General features: G+C 69.8%; 13 protein-coding genes. 7 read left to right on the top strand and 6 right to left on the bottom strand.

What is annotated here, in order from left to right; genetic code table 11:
* Positions 1–38 precede the first annotated feature (38 nt).
* Together BLV39_RS30810 and BLV39_RS30805 are read left to right on the top strand one after the other, a co-directional pair.
* Complete coding sequence (locus tag BLV39_RS30810) at positions 39–1,355, top strand: DUF1254 domain-containing protein (RefSeq protein ID WP_090800142.1); 1,317 nt, start codon at positions 39–41, stop codon at positions 1,353–1,355.
* A gap of 108 nt (positions 1,356–1,463) precedes the next feature.
* Complete coding sequence (locus tag BLV39_RS30805; RefSeq protein WP_090800141.1) at positions 1,464–3,545, top strand: PAS domain-containing protein; 2,082 nt, start codon at positions 1,464–1,466, stop codon at positions 3,543–3,545.
* A gap of 60 nt (positions 3,546–3,605) precedes the next feature.
* On the opposite strand, the gene nhaA is transcribed toward BLV39_RS30805, so the two are convergent.
* From nhaA to BLV39_RS30775, 6 genes are all read right to left on the bottom strand, one after another.
* A complete protein-coding gene (nhaA, locus tag BLV39_RS30800; protein WP_090800140.1) occupies positions 3,606–4,997 on the bottom strand; it encodes a Na+/H+ antiporter NhaA in 1,392 nt (463 codons plus the stop codon).
* A 7-nt stretch (positions 4,998–5,004) separates the two neighbouring features.
* Positions 5,005–5,511 (bottom strand): DsbA family protein, encoded by a 507-nt coding sequence (locus BLV39_RS30795; RefSeq protein WP_090800848.1) that lies wholly within the window; start codon positions 5,509–5,511, stop codon positions 5,005–5,007.
* A gap of 173 nt (positions 5,512–5,684) precedes the next feature.
* Positions 5,685–6,476 (bottom strand): alpha/beta fold hydrolase, encoded by a 792-nt coding sequence (locus BLV39_RS30790; RefSeq protein ID WP_239083860.1) that lies wholly within the window; start codon positions 6,474–6,476, stop codon positions 5,685–5,687.
* Between the two features lie 249 nt (positions 6,477–6,725).
* Positions 6,726–7,829, bottom strand: coding sequence for a phospho-N-acetylmuramoyl-pentapeptide-transferase (mraY, locus tag BLV39_RS30785; RefSeq protein ID WP_090800138.1), 1,104 nt, complete (start codon positions 7,827–7,829; stop codon positions 6,726–6,728).
* Between the two features lie 220 nt (positions 7,830–8,049).
* The gene (locus BLV39_RS30780; RefSeq protein ID WP_176985156.1) at positions 8,050–8,889 is read right to left on the bottom strand and encodes an alpha/beta fold hydrolase; all 840 of its coding nucleotides are present in this window, start codon (positions 8,887–8,889) and stop codon (positions 8,050–8,052) included.
* Positions 8,890–8,900: 11 nt separating this feature from the next.
* Positions 8,901–9,734, bottom strand: a complete 834-nt coding sequence (locus BLV39_RS30775) for an alpha/beta fold hydrolase (RefSeq protein WP_090800137.1) — start codon at positions 9,732–9,734, stop codon at positions 8,901–8,903.
* 242 nt (positions 9,735–9,976) lie between these two features.
* Between BLV39_RS30775 and BLV39_RS30770 the strand changes: the two genes are divergently transcribed.
* The 5 genes from BLV39_RS30770 (at position 9,977) to BLV39_RS30750 (ending at position 15,614) form a co-directional block, all read left to right on the top strand.
* A complete protein-coding gene (locus BLV39_RS30770; protein WP_176985155.1) occupies positions 9,977–12,847 on the top strand; it encodes an AfsR/SARP family transcriptional regulator in 2,871 nt (956 codons plus the stop codon).
* Positions 12,848–12,931: 84 nt separating this feature from the next.
* On the top strand, positions 12,932–13,351 hold the full coding sequence (locus BLV39_RS30765) for a response regulator transcription factor (protein WP_244895847.1): 420 nt from the start codon (positions 12,932–12,934) through the stop codon (positions 13,349–13,351).
* A 46-nt stretch (positions 13,352–13,397) separates the two neighbouring features.
* Positions 13,398–13,685, top strand: coding sequence for a hypothetical protein (locus BLV39_RS30760; RefSeq protein WP_090800135.1), 288 nt, complete (start codon positions 13,398–13,400; stop codon positions 13,683–13,685).
* Positions 13,682–15,082, top strand: a complete 1,401-nt coding sequence (locus BLV39_RS30755; protein ID WP_090800134.1) for a hypothetical protein — start codon at positions 13,682–13,684, stop codon at positions 15,080–15,082. The genes BLV39_RS30760 and BLV39_RS30755 overlap by 4 nt, the downstream gene beginning before the upstream one ends.
* Positions 15,066–15,614 (top strand): hypothetical protein, encoded by a 549-nt coding sequence (locus BLV39_RS30750; protein WP_090800133.1) that lies wholly within the window; start codon positions 15,066–15,068, stop codon positions 15,612–15,614. Before BLV39_RS30755 ends, BLV39_RS30750 begins: the two co-directional genes overlap by 17 nt.
* Positions 15,615–15,618: the final 4 nt, after the last annotated feature.

Here is a 15,618-nt window from a genome sequence, read left to right as displayed (position 1 = left end):
GCATGAACCAGGTCTCGGCCGGCATTAGCCTCGCAGGTATGGACCGTGCCGGGCTGGCCGCTGATGCCTACGTGTACGGGTACCCGCTGGTCGCGAGCCTGTCCGAGGTCAGCCGGTTCACCCGCGAAGGGCTGGCCGCGGTGCCGGCCACGCGGTTCAACGCCTTCGGCCACGCCCATCGGCTGGCCGGCCCGGACGACACTTTCGTCAGCGTCAACAACGACACCGTCTACTCGATCGGCCAGGTCGACGTCGGCGGCGGCCCGGTGCGGCTGGCGGTGCCCGACACCGACGGCGCCTACTACGTGCTCCAGGTCGTCGACGCCTGGACCAACAACATCGCGTACGTGGGCCGGCGCGCGTCCGGCACGAAGGCCGCCAGCTTCCTGATCGCCCCGCGCGGCTGGTCGGGCGAGGTGCCCGACGACACCACCCTGATCCCGGCCTCGACCACGGTGGTCTCGATCATCGGGCGGCTGGCCTGCGCCGGACCCGCCGACCTGCCCCGCGTGGAGCGCCTGCAGAAGGGCCTGCGGCTCAACGCGTTCACCCCCTCGGAGCGGGCGCCGCTGCCCCCGGTCGCCGCCACCGGCGTACCCACCGACCTGCTCTTCTTCGAGCACCTGCGGTGCTGGCTCGCCGCCTTCCCGCCGGCCGTGCCGGACCGGGCCTACCAGGAGCGGTTCCGGCCGATCGGGCTGCTGGACCGGGACCCGCCGTACGCGGACCCGCCCGCCGACCTCGCCGAGGCCCTGACCGAGGGCGCCGCGCAGGGCCGCACGCGGATCGAGGAGGCGTCCCGAACGGCGCGCACCGTCAACGGCTGGCACCTCGCGCCGCACGCGTTCGACTACAACGTCGACTTCCTCGGCCCCGGCACCGTGGATTCCCCACAGTGGAAGATGACCGACCGGACGCGCGGCTACCTGGCACGGGCGGTCGCGGCGCGGGTCGGGCTCTGGGGCAACCACGGCTATGAGGCGGTGTACGCGCCCGTCTACGTCGACGCCGACGGCGCGCCGCTGAACGGTGCGCACGCGTACGAGATCCACTTCCCGGCGCCGCCGCCGGTGGACGCGTTCTGGTCACTGACCATGTACGACATGCCGGACTACTACCTGGCACCGAACCCGCTCGACCGCTATTCGATCGGTGACCGTACCCCCGGACTGCGCCGCGAACCCGACGGATCATTCACTCTCCGGGTGGGTCGTTCGGCTCCCGAGGACGGCGATACGGCCAACTGGTTGCCGGCCCCGCCCGGCGCCTTCCGGCCGATCATGCGCCTCTACCAGCCACGATCCGAGATCCTGCAGGGTACGTACGCCCTGCCACCGGTGAAACGCGTCGGCTAGCGCCGGAGTTGGCCCCCTTCCGCACAGCGCATACACAGGTGAAGATGGTGTGTCCGTGCCACCACGACGTTGTCCCCCCTCTCGACGCCGCCCCGGATCGGAGTCGCCATGGCGAGACGAGCGCTGGCGCTCGCCGCTGCCGTGACGGTCGTGCTGGGCGTCGGGATCATCGTGTTCCCCGGCATCGCGGGCGTGCTGTGGGGCACCGCCGGTGCCATCGCCGCCGCCGGCATCCTGTTCGGCATCCGGGCACACCAGCCGGCCCGCCGCACGCCGTGGATCCTGCTCGCCGCCGCCGTGGCCGCCCTCGGGGCCGGCGACGTCGCCTACGACCTCAGCAGCCACGGCTCCGACCAGGGCGGCGCCTGGCTGGTGGTCGCCGAGATCTGTTACCTGACGCTGTTCCCGCTGCTGGCGTACGCGCTGCTGGGCCTGACCCGGACGAGCGCCGCCCTGCGGGACCGGTCCACCATGGTCGACCTGCTGTCCCTGGTGGTCGCCGCCGGCCTGATCGGCTGGACGGTGACCACCAGCCCGTTCTCCGGCGCGTCGACCTGGCCGGTCTACGACCGCTCGCTGGCCGCCGCACACGTGCTCGGCTCGATCGTGGTCCTCGTGGTCACCGCCGCGCTGGTCGTGGCCACCCGCGCCCGCAACGTCTCCGCCGTGCTGCTCGCGACCGGCGCGGTCGGCCTGCTCGCCGCCGACACGCTCGAAGCGATGGCGGAGGTGGGCGCCGGCGTGCCCGGCGCCCGCTACTGGGAGCTCGGCTACCTGGTCTGCTACGCCGCCTGGGGTGCCGCGGCGCTGCCGCCGTCGATGGCGCGGCTGACCCTGCCGGTCGAGCCGCGGATCGACTCCGGGCGCGGGCTGGGCGTGCTGCCGGTGCTGCTGATCGCGCTGACCGGCCCGGGCCTGCTGCTGGTCGGCGACGTCCGCGACGACGTCGGCGTGGTCACGGTGGTGGCGATCGGCTCGGCGCTGATGACCGTGCTGGTGGCGACCCGGCTCAACGACGCACTGACCGCCCAGCGCCGCGCGGTCGAGCGGGAACGGCTGCTCCGGCACGCCTGCGGCGAGCTCGTGGCCGCCTCCGACGCCGAGGCGGTGGCCGCGACCCTGGTCGCCGGCATCGACCGGCTGCTGCCGCGGGGCCATCCGCACCGGGTCATCTTCGTCAGCACGGTCGCGCCGGACGACGCGGACGACGGCGAGACGCTGCCGCTGTCCGGTGTGGCCGCGGGTCCGCCGCGACTACCCAGCTCCTGGCCGTCCGTCAACGGGTCCGACGGCCGGGCACGCCGGCTCAAGGCGAGCGAGGAGACCGCCGACCTGCGACCGGCGATCGACCGGCGCCTGGCGGCCGGGCAGGCCAGGGCCACCGGCAAGGCACCCGTCCCGGCCGGCCCGGTCTTCGGCCGGGTCGAGGCCGCCGACGCGATGGCCTGGCGCCCGCTGGTGCTGCTCGACCACCAGCCGCCCGCGACGGCCGGCGGCCGGCGCAGCCGGCTGAGCGCCACCCGGCTGCTGCACCCCGACCTGCGCGCCCCGTTGGCCGGGCTGCCGGCCACCCTGGTCGCCTCGCTGGCCGCCGAGCAGCCCGGCCGGCACCGTTCGCCGATCAGCGCCGTCGCGATCGCCGGCGACCACGCCGTGCTCGCCGGCCTCCAGGACACCCTCGAGGTGCTGGCCAGCCAGGCGGCGCTGGCACTGCGCCGGGTCGGCCACACGGTGGAGACCAGCCGGCGCGAGCGCGACGCCTACCTGAGCGCGGTCAGCGAGCGCACCGCCGACGTGGTGATCCTGCTCGACGCCGACGAGTGGATCCGCTACGCCAGCCCGTCCATGGCCGACATGCTCAAGGTCTCGGTGCCGATCCTGTCGACCTGGCGCGACATCGTCCACCGCGACGACCACGGCCAGGTGGAGAACACCCTCGACCGGGCCCGCTCCGCCCTGGACGGCAGCGGCGTCAACACCGAGTGGACCCTGCGCCGCTCCGACGGCTCCTGGATCCAGGTCGAGGTCAACTGCCGCGACCTGCGCAACCACCCGGCGGTCCAGGGCCTGGTGCTGACCCTGCACGACGTCACCCCTGACCGCCGGGTCGACCTACCGTCGACGCTGCGCCGGCTGGACCGCTCCGCACCGGGCCGCAACCGCCGCAGCGTCTGGCGCCGCTTCGGCTGAGGCGATTGGAAGGGACCCCTTCAATCGCTTTCCGCATAACAAGGGTCCCTTCCAATCGCACTACGGGCGCGTGGGATCGGTCCACGGGCCGGTGGGCAGGGCGGGCACGGCCTCGTCGTCCTCCACCATGCACAGCGGCAACCGCTCGCCCAGGTAGCGCAGGGCCAGCGAGCCGATCACGGCCGCGAGCACCGAGCCGACCAGCACGCCGATCTTCGCGTCGGCGTTCAACACCGGGTCGTCGTACGCCAGGCCGGCGATGAACAGGCTGATCGTGAAGCCGATCCCGGCCAGGGCCGCACCGCCGATCAGGTGGCCGTAGCGCACCCTCCCGGGCAGCTCGCCGAGCTTCGTCCAGAGCGCGATCGCCGTGCCGAGCGAGATGCCGACGGTCTTGCCGACCACCAGCGCGACCAGGATGCCGATCGTCACCGGCGACCGGGCAGCCCGGGACAGGCTCTCCGCGTTGAGCACGACGCCGGCGTTGGCCAGGGCGAAGACCGGCACGATGACGTACGCGCTGAAGGGGTGCAGCACGTCCTGCATCCGGTCGTTGGCGGGCACGGTGGCCCGCGCGGCCTGCACCGTGAGCCGGGCCCGTTGCGCGTCCGCCCGCTCGATCAGCCCGCGGCCGTAGAACCGCAGGAACTCCAGCAGGCGCGGGTCGGTCGGCGTGGCCGGGACCAGCAGGCCGAGGATGACGCCGGCCAGGGTTCCGTGCAGGCCGGACTCGTAGATCGCGAACCAGAGGGCGATGCCGACCAGCCCGTACCACCGGAGCTGCCAGACGCCCGCCCAGCGCAGGCCGAACAGGACGGCGGTCAGCACGATCGCCACGATCAGCGGCACCATCGACAGCTCTGGCGTGTAGAAGATGGCCAGCACCAGGATCGCCACGATGTCGTCGACGATCGCCAGGGTCAGGAAGAAGAGCCGGAGCTGGTCCGGACAGCGCGGTCCGAACAGGGCCAGGATGCCGAGCAGGAACGCGGTGTCGGTGGAGATGGGGATGCCCCAGCCGTGCTCGGCCGGTGTCCCCGCGTTGAACCCGTAGAAGATCAGCGCCGGGACGATGACACCGCCGGCGGCACCGAAGATCGGCGCCATGACGTACCGCCTGCGGCGCAGCTCGCCGACGGTGACCTCGCGGTTGATCTCCAGACCGACGGTGAGGAAGAAGATCGCCATGGCCGCGTCGTTGATCCAGTGCTGCAGGTCCAACGTGATCCCGTAGTCGCCGAGCTGGATCGAGGCGGTGGTCTCCCAGACCCACTCGTACGAGCCGCCCGGCACGTTGGCCCAGACCAGCGCGGCGATCGCGGCGGCGAGCAACAGGAAGCCACTGCCGGCCTCGGTGACGAGGAACCGGGTGACCGGTTGCGGCACCAGGGGCAGCGCGCTCGAAAGCCGGTTCCGCGGCCCCGGCCGGGGCGGCAGGGAAGCGGTGCTCACCCGGTCCCTACCGGCCGAGCCCGAGCGTGCTCCGCAGCGCGCTGAGCTCCACCCGTCCGGTGTAGAGCCGGCCGTCGACGAACAGGGTGGGTGTGCCGCGCACGCTGTCGGACACCGCGGCCGCGTAGTCGCGCTCGATCGCCGGCCTGAACCGCTGCGCCGCCTCGCCGACCACGGACTCCGGGTCGTCCACACCCGCCTCGGCCGCGTACGCCGCCAGGTCCGGATCGGTCAGTCGGGCCTGGTGCTTGAAGAGCTGGTCGTGCATGGGCCAGAAGTGCTCACCGGACGCCTCGGCGGCCAATGCCGCGGTGAGCGCGTACGGGTGCTTGGAGAAAACGGGGAAGTGCCGGAAGACGAGGCGGACCCGGCCGTCGGAGCCGTCGATCAGCTTGCGCAGCACGGGAAACGCGGCACCGCAGTACGGGCACTCGAAGTCGCCGTACTCGATGACGGTGATCGCCGCGCCGGGATCGCCGTACACGTGCCGGTCCAGGTCGATGGCATCACTCACCCGTTTGATCGTGCCACCCACCCGGACCACAGGTGCGAAGATCGGAAATCCTCCGTGTACGGTCGCCGCCTGGTGGTCCGTCTGCTGCCCAAAACACTGCGCCGATCATGAGGTTGTGCCGTGTGGAACCGGCGACAACCCCATGATCGGCGTCAGCGATCAGTGCGGTGAGATCAGGTGGTGCAGTGTGCGGCGTCGAGGATGACGTCGGCTACGACGTCCGGGCGGCTGACCAGGGACAGGTGGCCGGCGCGAACCTCGGTGAGCTTGGAGTTGGCGCGGGTGGCCATCATCCGCTGCTGTGCCGGCGGGATGACCTTGTCCTGGGTGCCGAGTACCCACCAGGACGGGATGTCCTCCCAGGCGGGCGGGCCCGAGCCCTCCGCGCCGGCGCTTTCCGCGAACGGACGCTGGATGGTGTAGAGGATGTTCGCCGTCGGGGCCGGCACGAGGTTGGCGAAGGACTCCAGGAAGACGTCCTTCTTGAGGTAGAGGTCGACGTCGCCGGGCGGCGAGTTCGGGTACGGGACGGCGTCGAAGGTCTCGGCGGGATCACCGGAGAGTGCGGAGTCGGGTCCGGAGAGCTGGAAGACCGTCTCGCCCTGCGCCGGTGCGAACGCGTCGACGAACACCAGTGCCTTGACGTTGTCGTTGCCCAGGGCGGCGTTGGTGATGACCGCTCCGCCGTACGAGTGTCCGGCCAGGATGATGGGTCCTGGAATCGTCGACAGGAAGTCGGCGATGGTCTCCGAGTCGGTCTTCACGCTGCGCAGCGGGTTCGGGGGGACGCGGACGTCGTAGCCCGCATCGAGCAGCCGCGAGGTGACGCCGTTCCACGAGGAGCCGTCGGCCCAGGCGCCGTGCACGAGCACGATTGTCGGCTTGGGCTTCGGCTGATGACCGGGGCCGGGGCCGTCGCTGGCGGCCGAGGCGGCGCCCGCGGAGGTGACGGAAAGTGCTACCACTGTCGCTACGGTGATCGTTTGGAGCAGGTGGCGCCACCACGGGCTGGCGCCGCGCACCCCTAACGTCGAGTGGGTCCCATTCAACGAAAGCCTCCTATGTAGCGGTTGCTATCGGTTGGTGTCGACCACAACATATGTGAACGAGTGATCGACCCGTCACTGAACGCACATTCCGGGAGGCTGGTGGTGGTTCGCGTCGATGCGTACCGTGCGGGCGTCAACTGGCTCCAGGCGTGGAAGCGCCCGGCCTTATCCAGCGACCGTCAAGTAGTCCGAGTAGAACAGGCCCAGGCCGATCGCCACGCAGACGCCGGCCACGATCCAGAAGCGGATCACGATGTTGATCTCGCTCCAGCCGCCCAGCTCGAAATGGTGGTGCAACGGCACCATCCGAAAGACGCGTCTGCCGGTGGTACGGAACGAGACGATCTGGATCACCCAGGTCGTCGTGATGAGGACGAAGAGCCCGCCGATGATGATCGAGAGCAGCGTGGTGCGGGTTGCCACCGCGAGCCCGCCGATCAGGCCGCCGAGCCCTAGCGCGCCCACGTCACCCATGAAGATCCGGGCCGGGGACGTGTTCCACCACAGGAAACCGAGGCAGGCCGCGGCCCCCGCCGCCGCGATCATGGAGATCTCCAGCGGATCCCGGACCTGGTAGCAGTACTCGTTCACGCGGGCGTACGTCTCGTCGGCGCACCAGTGCCGGTACTGCCAGTAGCCGATCACCGCGTACGCACCGAGCACCAGGGTCGACGCGCCCGTGGCCAGGCCGTCGAGGCCGTCGGTGAGGTTCACGCCGTTCGACATCGCCGTGATCACGAAGACGAACACGAGCACCGAGCCGACCTTGCCGACGTCCAGCCAGCTGATGTCGCGGAAGAGCGAGATGTGCTCGCTGGCCACGGTCTGGCCGTTGGAGCTCGCCACGTACAGCGCGGCGATGCCGAATCCGCCGGCGACGAGCGCCTGGCCGAGCAGCTTGCCCTTGGCTGACAGCCCGTCGGAGTTGCGGCGGCGCACCTTGAGGAAGTCGTCGAAGAAGCCGACCACGCCGCAGAAGACGAACAGCCCGAGCAGGACCAGGGCCGTCATGGTCGGCCCCTCCTGCGCGATCTGCCGTTCGGGCAGGGTGGTCAGGGCAAGGTGCCCGGCGACGTACGCGAAGACGGTCGCCACGATGAACGCGACGCCGCCCATCGTCGGGGTGCCCTTCTTGCCCTGGTTGCTGGCGAGCCCGATGGATCGGATCGGCTGGCCGGCCTTGAGCGCGGTGAAGACGCGAATCGCTACCGGCGTGCCGAACAGGGAGATGAGGAACGCGACCGCGGCCGCGACGATGACCGCCCTCATGGGCGAGCCTCCACGAGGCCGTCGACCTTCCAGGCCGGCGCCTGACGTATCGACATGAGCAGGCCGTGCGGGTGGTGCATCGCTAGATCATCGGTCACGGGACACGAGCTTGCCATCTGACACCAAGCGGGGCATCAATGCCCCTTGCGAAAGGTCGAAAGGGCCGACAGGCCGGCCGTGGCACCGCGGTGAGCGATGCCACGGCCGGTGGGTGGGAGCGTCAGTCGGTCGCCTTGGCGGCCGCCTCGATCTGCTTGGTGACCGCGCCCGGGTCGGTGACCAGGGACAGGTGAGGAGCGTTGATCTCGACGGTCTGAGCCTTGGCCCGCTTGGACATCGCGATCTGCTCTGCCGCGGGGATGATGGCGTCCTGCTTGCCGACCACGGACCACGAGGGAATGGTGCGCCAGGCCGGCTCGCCGGCCGCCTCGTCCAGGGCGTTCGACGCCAGCGGGCGCTGCCGTGCGATCAGCACCGCCACGTCCTTGGCGGAGATGCCCTTGTCGGCGAACGCCTTGCCGAAGACCGAAGGCTTCACGTAGAGGTTGGCAGCGGTCGCGTCATCGGGGATCGCGACGAAGTCGAAGAGGGTGGACGGATCGGCCGCGAAGACCGAGCCCGGCACGGCCCCGGTCAGCGACTTCACGGTGTCGTCCTTGTCCGGGATGTACGCGTCGACGTACACCAGGGCCTTGACCTGCTTGTTGCCCAGAGCGGCGTTCGTGATGACCATGCCGCCGTACGAGTGCCCGACGAGGACGATCGGTCCGGTGATGGTGCTCAGGTACGCGCGGAGAACCTTGGCGTCCTTGTCCACACCCGTCAGCGGGTTCGGCGGCGCGACCACTCGGCAGCCGTCGTGCTGGAGCTTGGCCGTCACCTTGTCCCAACTGGAGCCGTCCGCCCAGGCACCGTGCACGAGCACGACGGTCGGTTTGGCCGATGCGGGTTGGGAGTGGCTCGTCGAGGCCTGCGCGGTGCCGATGCCGACACCGCCCAGGGTGAGGGCGCCGATGGCCACGCCTAGGTAGACGAGGCGACGCCGGGAGAACAATTTCACGGTGTTTCCTTTCACTCCTGAAAGAAGTCGAGCAGGGCGTCGTTGACCTGGTCGGTGTGGGTCCAGGCGATGGCGTGCGGCCCGCCCTCGATGACGAGCAGACGCGTGTCCCCGATGAAGGCGGACAGCCGCTGGCCGGTCACCCCGATGGGCAGGACACGGTCCTGGTCGCCCTGGATCACGAGTACCGGCACGTCGATCTTGGACAGGTCCTGGCGGAAGTCGGTGAGCCAGGTAGGGATGCAGGCCACCGCGGCGAGGGGAGATCCGGCCACGGCCACGTTCCAGCTCGCCCGGAACGCCTCGTCGCTGACCAGCGACCCGCCGTAGACGTCGAAGTTGTAGAAGTTCTCCAGGAACTGCTTGAGCCACACGTACCGGTCCGCCTTCGCGGCCTGGATGAACTCGTCGAACAACGACTGCGGTGCGCCTTCGGGGTTGTCCTCCGTCTTCAGCAGGAACGGCGGGATCGGCGACATCAGCACGGCCTTCGCGACCCGCTCGGAGCCATAGCGACCCAGGTACCGGGCAACGTCGCCGGTTCCCATCGAGTGACCCACGAGGATGGCGTCGCGTACGTCCAGCTTCGTGAGCAGCACGTTCAGATCGCCGGCGAACGTGTCGTAGTCGTATCCGCTGGAGGGCTGGCTGGAATTGCCCCAACCCCGCCGGTCGTACGCGATGACGCGATAGCCGGCCGCGACCAGTGCCGAGACCTGCTTCTCCCACGCTCGCCCGCTGAGTGGGTAGCCATGGCTGAGTACCACCGGCGTACCGGTGCCGTGATCTTCGTAGTAGATCTCGATCGGGCTGGCTCCCTCTGAGCCAACGGTGACATGAGGCATGCGCACTCCTTGGGCTTGCGTTCCCCTCTGGAACCTCGCCGAAGGTACGGATTTGGCTTCGTCCCCTGAATCACCCGAGTCACGTAGTCCCCGTGTTAGCCGGGCGACAGTGTTAGCCGCGCGACAGTGTCGGCGGGCGACCGGGCGGACAACGAGAAATGGGGGATGCGGGGACCCCGGGGCAGGCCGCAGGCTGTGCCGAAATGCGAAGCCGCTTACGTTCCGTCACTAGGATGTCAATGGTGAAAAGGCCCGACCGCAGACTTCCGGAGGAGCCGCGGTCCCACTGCGAGTTCAAGGTCTTCGGCGGTCTTGGCTGCCGGCGGGACGGCGCGGTGGTCGATCTCGGCCCGGTTCGCCAGCGGATCATCCTGGCCAAGCTCCTCGCCGCCGGGGGCGACGCGGTCAGCCTCGACACCATCATCGACGGCCTGTGGGACGAACAACCGCCGGCCAGCGCCGCCAACCAGATCCATCGGCACGTCGGGCACATCCGGCGGATCTTCGAACCGGACCTGGACGTCCGCGGAACCGGTCGCTACCTCCTACCGGCCGGTACGGGCTACCGGCTGACGCTCGCCACCGAGGACTCCGATCTGGCCATGTATCGCGAGCTGGTCCGGCGGGCCCGCGAGGCGCTCACCGGCGGGGACGTCATGGCCGGCGTACGGGCGTACCTGACCGCTCTGGAGCTTGGTCGCAGCCCTGCGTTCACCGACCTTCCGAGCAGTGCGTTGAGCTCGCCGGAGTTCGTCGCCGTCGAACGGGAGCGCCTCGCGGTCGCGCTCGCGGCCAGCGAAGCCGCGATCGCCCACGGCATGGCCGGCACCGTATTGACCCCACTGCTGAGCGTCGCCGCCGCAGCGCCGCTGGACGAGGCGCTACAGGCGTGCCTGATGCGCGCGTACGTGGCCACCGGTCACCGGGCGGAAGGGGTGCGGGTCTTCGAGCGGACCCGTCAACGTCTCGCCGAGGAACTCGGGGTGGACCCCGGGCCGGAACTGCGGGAGGCGTATCGGGAACTGCTCGCCAGCGGCTGGACCCCGCAGGACGAGCCGCGGCCACCGGACGCTCCCCGGCCCGCGCAGCTTCCACCGCCGGTCGCGGGCTTCGTCCGACGAAACGACGTGGTCGCCGTGCTCGACGACCAACTGTCCGACGCGTTCAGCGATGCGACCATCGTGATCACCGCGCTCGGCGGCATGGGTGGCATCGGCAAGACCGCCCTCGCCGTGCACTGGGCCCACCAGATCGCCAACAAGTTCCCCGATGGCCAACTGTTCCTGAACCTGCGAGGCCTGGATCCGGACGGACGCGTCATGTCGTCGCAGGACGCGCTCGCCACCCTGCTCGCGTCACTGGGCGAGCCGGCGGTCTCGTCACCGCACGAGAACGTCGACTCCCAGGCGGCCCGTTACCGCAGTCGCCTCGCCGGTCGTCGCGTCCTGATTCTCCTGGACAACGCGCGCGACTCCGATCAGGTCCGCCCGCTGCTGCCAGCCTCCCAGGGCTGTCTGGTCATCGTGACGAGCCGCAACCGGATGACGAGCCTGGTCACCCGGGAGGGCGCACGGTACCTGCACGTCGATCGGCTGACCGAGGCCGAGTCCCGGCAGCTTCTGATCAATCGCCTCGGCAGCCGCCGCGCCGCCATGGACCCGGACGCGTTGGACAAGGTCATCACGCTCTGTGCCGGGCTGCCGCTCGCCCTGGCGATCGTCGCGGCCCGCGTGGCCCTCAATCCGGCCCTGCCGTTGAGCGCGGTCGTCAGCGACGTCTCTGCGCCGTCCGCCAGACTCGACGCTTTGTCCAGCGTGGACTCGTCCGACGATGTCCGGTCGGTGTTCTCGTGGTCGTACCGTGCCCTCGATCCATCGACGACGCAGGTGTTTCGTGCCCTCGCCGCCCATCCGGGTCCAGCGATCTCGCTGGAGTCGGCGGCCAGCGTCGCTGGAGTCGGTCGCCTACCGGCGCGCAAACGACTCACAGAACTGGTGACCGCGAATCTGCTCAACGAGTCGCAGCCCGGGCGGTACGTGCTGCACGACCTGTTGCGGGCCTACGCGGGTGAGCTTCTCGACGAGGCTCAGGAACGACCGGAGTGTGAGCGGCGACTCATCGTGCATTACCTGCACTCTGCCCGCGCCGCCTACGCGAGGCATCACCGGCAGCCGGTCGGCACCGTCGACGCACCGCCGTCGGGGGTGACGCCTGAATCGTTCGACAGCGTGCCACAGGCTGCCGCCTGGTACGCGCGGGAACGGACGGCGCTGTGGGCGACGATCGATCTGGCCCTCGCACACGGCCTGCGGCGCGACGCGGCGGCCATGGTCCTCGCCGCCTCCGCACCGGGCAGCAACTCCATACCCGCGGGCCGGACGCAGACCGTACTCGCGATCCTCGACCTGGTCGGCGTGCTCGGCGAGCCGCTGATGGAGGCCGAGCTCCTGCGCACCGTCGGTGAGGTCTTCGCCCCGCTGCCACAGGCCGACGAATATCTACGTCGAGCCTTGGCCATCTTCGAAGGCGCCGGAGAGCTCGCCGGACAGGCCGACGTCCTGCGAAACCTCGCCGTGCTCTCGTTGTCGCGTGGCGACCTCGACGCCGCCAACGCGTACGGCGAACGCTCGGTGGGTCTTGCCCGGCAGACGGGGCGCCCGGAGCTGATCGCCGTTTCGCTGCTGACACTCACGCGCGCGCGCCTGGGGTCCGATCGGTTCGAGGCCGGCACCCGGGTCGCGGACGAAGGGCTGGCCATCGCAGTGGCCAAGCACCTCGATCACCTGAAGATCTACTACGCGCAGCTCATCGCCGAGTCCTCCTGGAAACTCGGCCGCCTCGAACGCGCGGTGGAGGTGTCGGAGTGGGGATTGACGGAAGGTGTCTCTGAGTCGAACGCTCCCCGGTGTGCCATCGCGGCGATCCTCGCGCGGGCCGCATTCGACCTGGGCGACCAGGTTCGCGCGGAACGGGGCTGCCAGCGGTTCGAGAGCCTGATCGCGGACAACGGCTTCCGCGAACTCATCGAGGTCTCCGGCATCGAGAACGCCGAGGGATACCGCGACATGGTGGCGTATGTCCGGGCCCGGCTGAGCCTGATGAGCGGCACGTAGGGCGAGCACTCACTCTGCACTCGTCGTGCACCGCGGCGCGATCGGATGGTCGTCGAGACCCCGAACCCTCGCCCGAGGAGCACCATGCACTGCGCCGCAGCAGAGCCTGCCCGAACCCTTCCCCGTGCGGTGCTGACCCCACGACAGGAGCAGATCGCCCTGCTCGTGGCGGCCGGCTCCACCAACGTCGAGGTCGCGACGCACCTGGTCATCAGCACCCATACCGTCAAACACCACCTGCGCGGAGTGTTCCGCAGGCTGGGCGTCGCATCCCGGCGTGAACTGCGCCACACGCTGGCCTGCCACGACACGACCAACCGCTTCGCACAGAGCTGCTGCCTGACCAGCCAGGAGCGTGACATCGCGCACCGGGTCTCGAACGGCGCGTCCAACCGCGAGGTGGCGGCACAACTGTTCATCAGCCCGAGCACAGTGGACTATCACCTACGCAAAATCTTCCGCAAGCTCGACATCACCTCACGCCGCGCTCTTGCGAACTTTTAGTGCCGTCCCGGATGATGACCGACGCAGAAGGAGGCGGTCGCGGACTGTGAGCGGATTCGAGGTTCAGATCGGTCAGCTGAGGAATGCGGCCAAGGCGGCGGGATCCGCCGCGGAGCAGGCCAGGGCGGTGGACCCGGGTACCGGCCTGGATGCGATCGCGACAGCGTTGCCAGGTGGCGTCGCGGCAACGAGAGCGCCCGCGCTGGCGTCGACGTTCAATGAGCGCGCGGATGGTTGGGCAGGCGAGATCGACCAGTGGAGCGCATCGGTCGCGTCGTCCGCGAACGCCTATGCCGAGAATGAGGACGTCGCGAAGAGGGCTTTCGGGGGATGACTGTCGGCTACGACGACGTCCGCAAGTGGGACGCTGGAGCGCTCGACAAGTCGGCCACCGAGCTGCGTGGCCGGCGGGACAAACTCGTCGGGCTGCAGGACGAGCTCGACGAGGCCAGGACACTGCCCGATTGGCGCGGCGCCGCGGGTGAGGGCGCCCGCAACTCGCTGGGAGTGACGCGGAACAACGCCGAGATCCTGGTCGCGGAGCTGTCCGCCGTCGAGCGAGCGCTGAAGACCGCGTCGGACGACGTGACCGTCCTGCGGAGCCGGGTCGCCAACAACGACTCTCTTGCTGACAGCTACCAGTTCCGCATCGGTGCCGACGGCGCGATCGTGGACACCGCGCCGGCGGAACCCCCGCCGACGTCGCGGATCGAGGCCGAAGAACGCGCCGAGGCCCAGCGGCACCGCGCCACCATTAGGCGGCAGCTCGAGCAGGAGACCAAGGCGATCCTCGCCACGGCGAACACCATCGACGCCGCACTCGCCGCGGTGATGCGACTCGCGCAGGACCGCAAGATCAGCGACCACGAGGCGACCACCCTGGCGGACGCCCGCAAGGGCGGGGAGCTCGACGCCCAGGTGTCCGAGCTGGAGCAGGCGCTGCGCGACGCCGGGCTGCTGACCGGCCCGCCCGCGTCCGGCCACTACCGACAGTGGCTCGAGAACGCCGTGCGCCGGGGCGTGTCGATCGACACGATCACGAAGATCGCCGCCGAACACCACATCACGCCGGAGGACTTCACGATCCTCGACGGGATGGAAGAGATCCGCGAGGACGAGGACCGCGACGGGATCTTCAAGTCGTACTTCCTGATGCCGGCCGACATCGGCGGGGACGACGCGGCCAAAGCGGTGCGGATGACCTACCTCCTCAACGCGGGCACCGACTACGGCACCGAAGGCGACCCGACCGACTTCGCGCCGACCCCGTACGGATCCGAGGAACTGCGGCGCATCACCGACCGGCAACAGGAGAACTCCTGGAGCTACGACAAAGACGTGGGTTTCGTGCACGACAACGGTGGACGGTTGGTGACCACCCCGAACGGCATGATGATGGGCCTGGGCGGGAACCTCATCCAGGACCAGTTCAGCCAGCGTGGCGGAACGACGTGGGGCGACACGTTCATGCTGAACATCGACGGCCCGAAAGACCCGGCGCAACAGCTCCGCGAGGTGGCGACGTCCGGGCACGCCTGGTACGAAGGCGACGGCGGCGCATACCGTGGTGATCTCGACATGGACCGACTGCTGCACCACGAGGAGCGCCACTCCCAACAATGGGCGCACGAGGGCTACACGGGCTTCCTCGCCTCGTACGGGTGGGAGCAGGTCACCGGCGGCAACGAGACCGAGGAAGACGCGGGACTTTCCGATGGTGGATATCGCTAGATGGCTGCGCGTCGCCTGCGCTGCGCTACTCGTGGCGACGGTGACCGCGGCGTGCGACACGAAGGCGCAGTTCGCGCCGTCGTTGCCGGTGGCGGCCGGGTTCCGCGTCGACGACGGCGTCCTGAAACTGTGGACGGGCACCCCGTGCGACGGCGTCATCCGCCTAACGCTGATCTTCGACTCCGGCACCCAGCAGAGCACGGAGCAGGTGTGGACCGCGCCCAAGCCTGGAGTCGAGCTCGAGCGCATGGACCTGCTGAGCACTCCCGGCGGATCGTCCGACGGACCTCTCCAGGTGCAGAAACCGCTGCCGGCGGACTACGACTGGACCAAGGCGGACTCCCTCAACTTCGCCGTCGACGGCCCGAAGGCGTTCGGCGCCAGAGTCGACGTTCCCCGGGTGCTGAGCGAGTCCGCCGAGCACCCGTCCGGAAGCTACCTGTTCGGCGAGCGCGGCTGGATGGACGCGTCGGACGTGCGACGCGAGAACAAGAAGTCGTTCCTGACGGTCTGCACTCCCGACCCGGGGTGAGGGT

It is taken from the genome of Asanoa ishikariensis (genome assembly GCF_900107455.1).
GTDB classification, from domain to species: Bacteria; Actinomycetota; Actinomycetes; order Mycobacteriales; family Micromonosporaceae; genus Asanoa; species Asanoa ishikariensis.
Note: the sequence above shows the minus strand (reverse complement) of the source record. Positions and strands in the feature narration are given on the sequence as shown.

Excerpts from the sequence above, each read along its gene's own strand:
- BLV39_RS30810 (WP_090800142.1), top strand. The coding sequence starts at position 39 with ATGGACCGTGCCGGGCTGGCCGCTGATGCCTACGTGTACGGGTACCCG.
- BLV39_RS30805 (WP_090800141.1), top strand. The coding sequence starts at position 1,464 with ATGGCGAGACGAGCGCTGGCGCTCGCCGCTGCCGTGACGGTCGTGCTG.
- BLV39_RS30765 (WP_244895847.1), top strand. The coding sequence starts at position 12,932 with ATGCACTGCGCCGCAGCAGAGCCTGCCCGAACCCTTCCCCGTGCGGTG.
- BLV39_RS30755 (WP_090800134.1), top strand. The coding sequence starts at position 13,682 with ATGACTGTCGGCTACGACGACGTCCGCAAGTGGGACGCTGGAGCGCTC.
- mraY (WP_090800138.1), bottom strand. The coding sequence starts at position 7,829 with ATGAGGGCGGTCATCGTCGCGGCCGCGGTCGCGTTCCTCATCTCCCTG.
- BLV39_RS30750 (WP_090800133.1), top strand. The coding sequence starts at position 15,066 with ATGGTGGATATCGCTAGATGGCTGCGCGTCGCCTGCGCTGCGCTACTC.
- BLV39_RS30775 (WP_090800137.1), bottom strand. The coding sequence starts at position 9,734 with ATGCCTCATGTCACCGTTGGCTCAGAGGGAGCCAGCCCGATCGAGATC.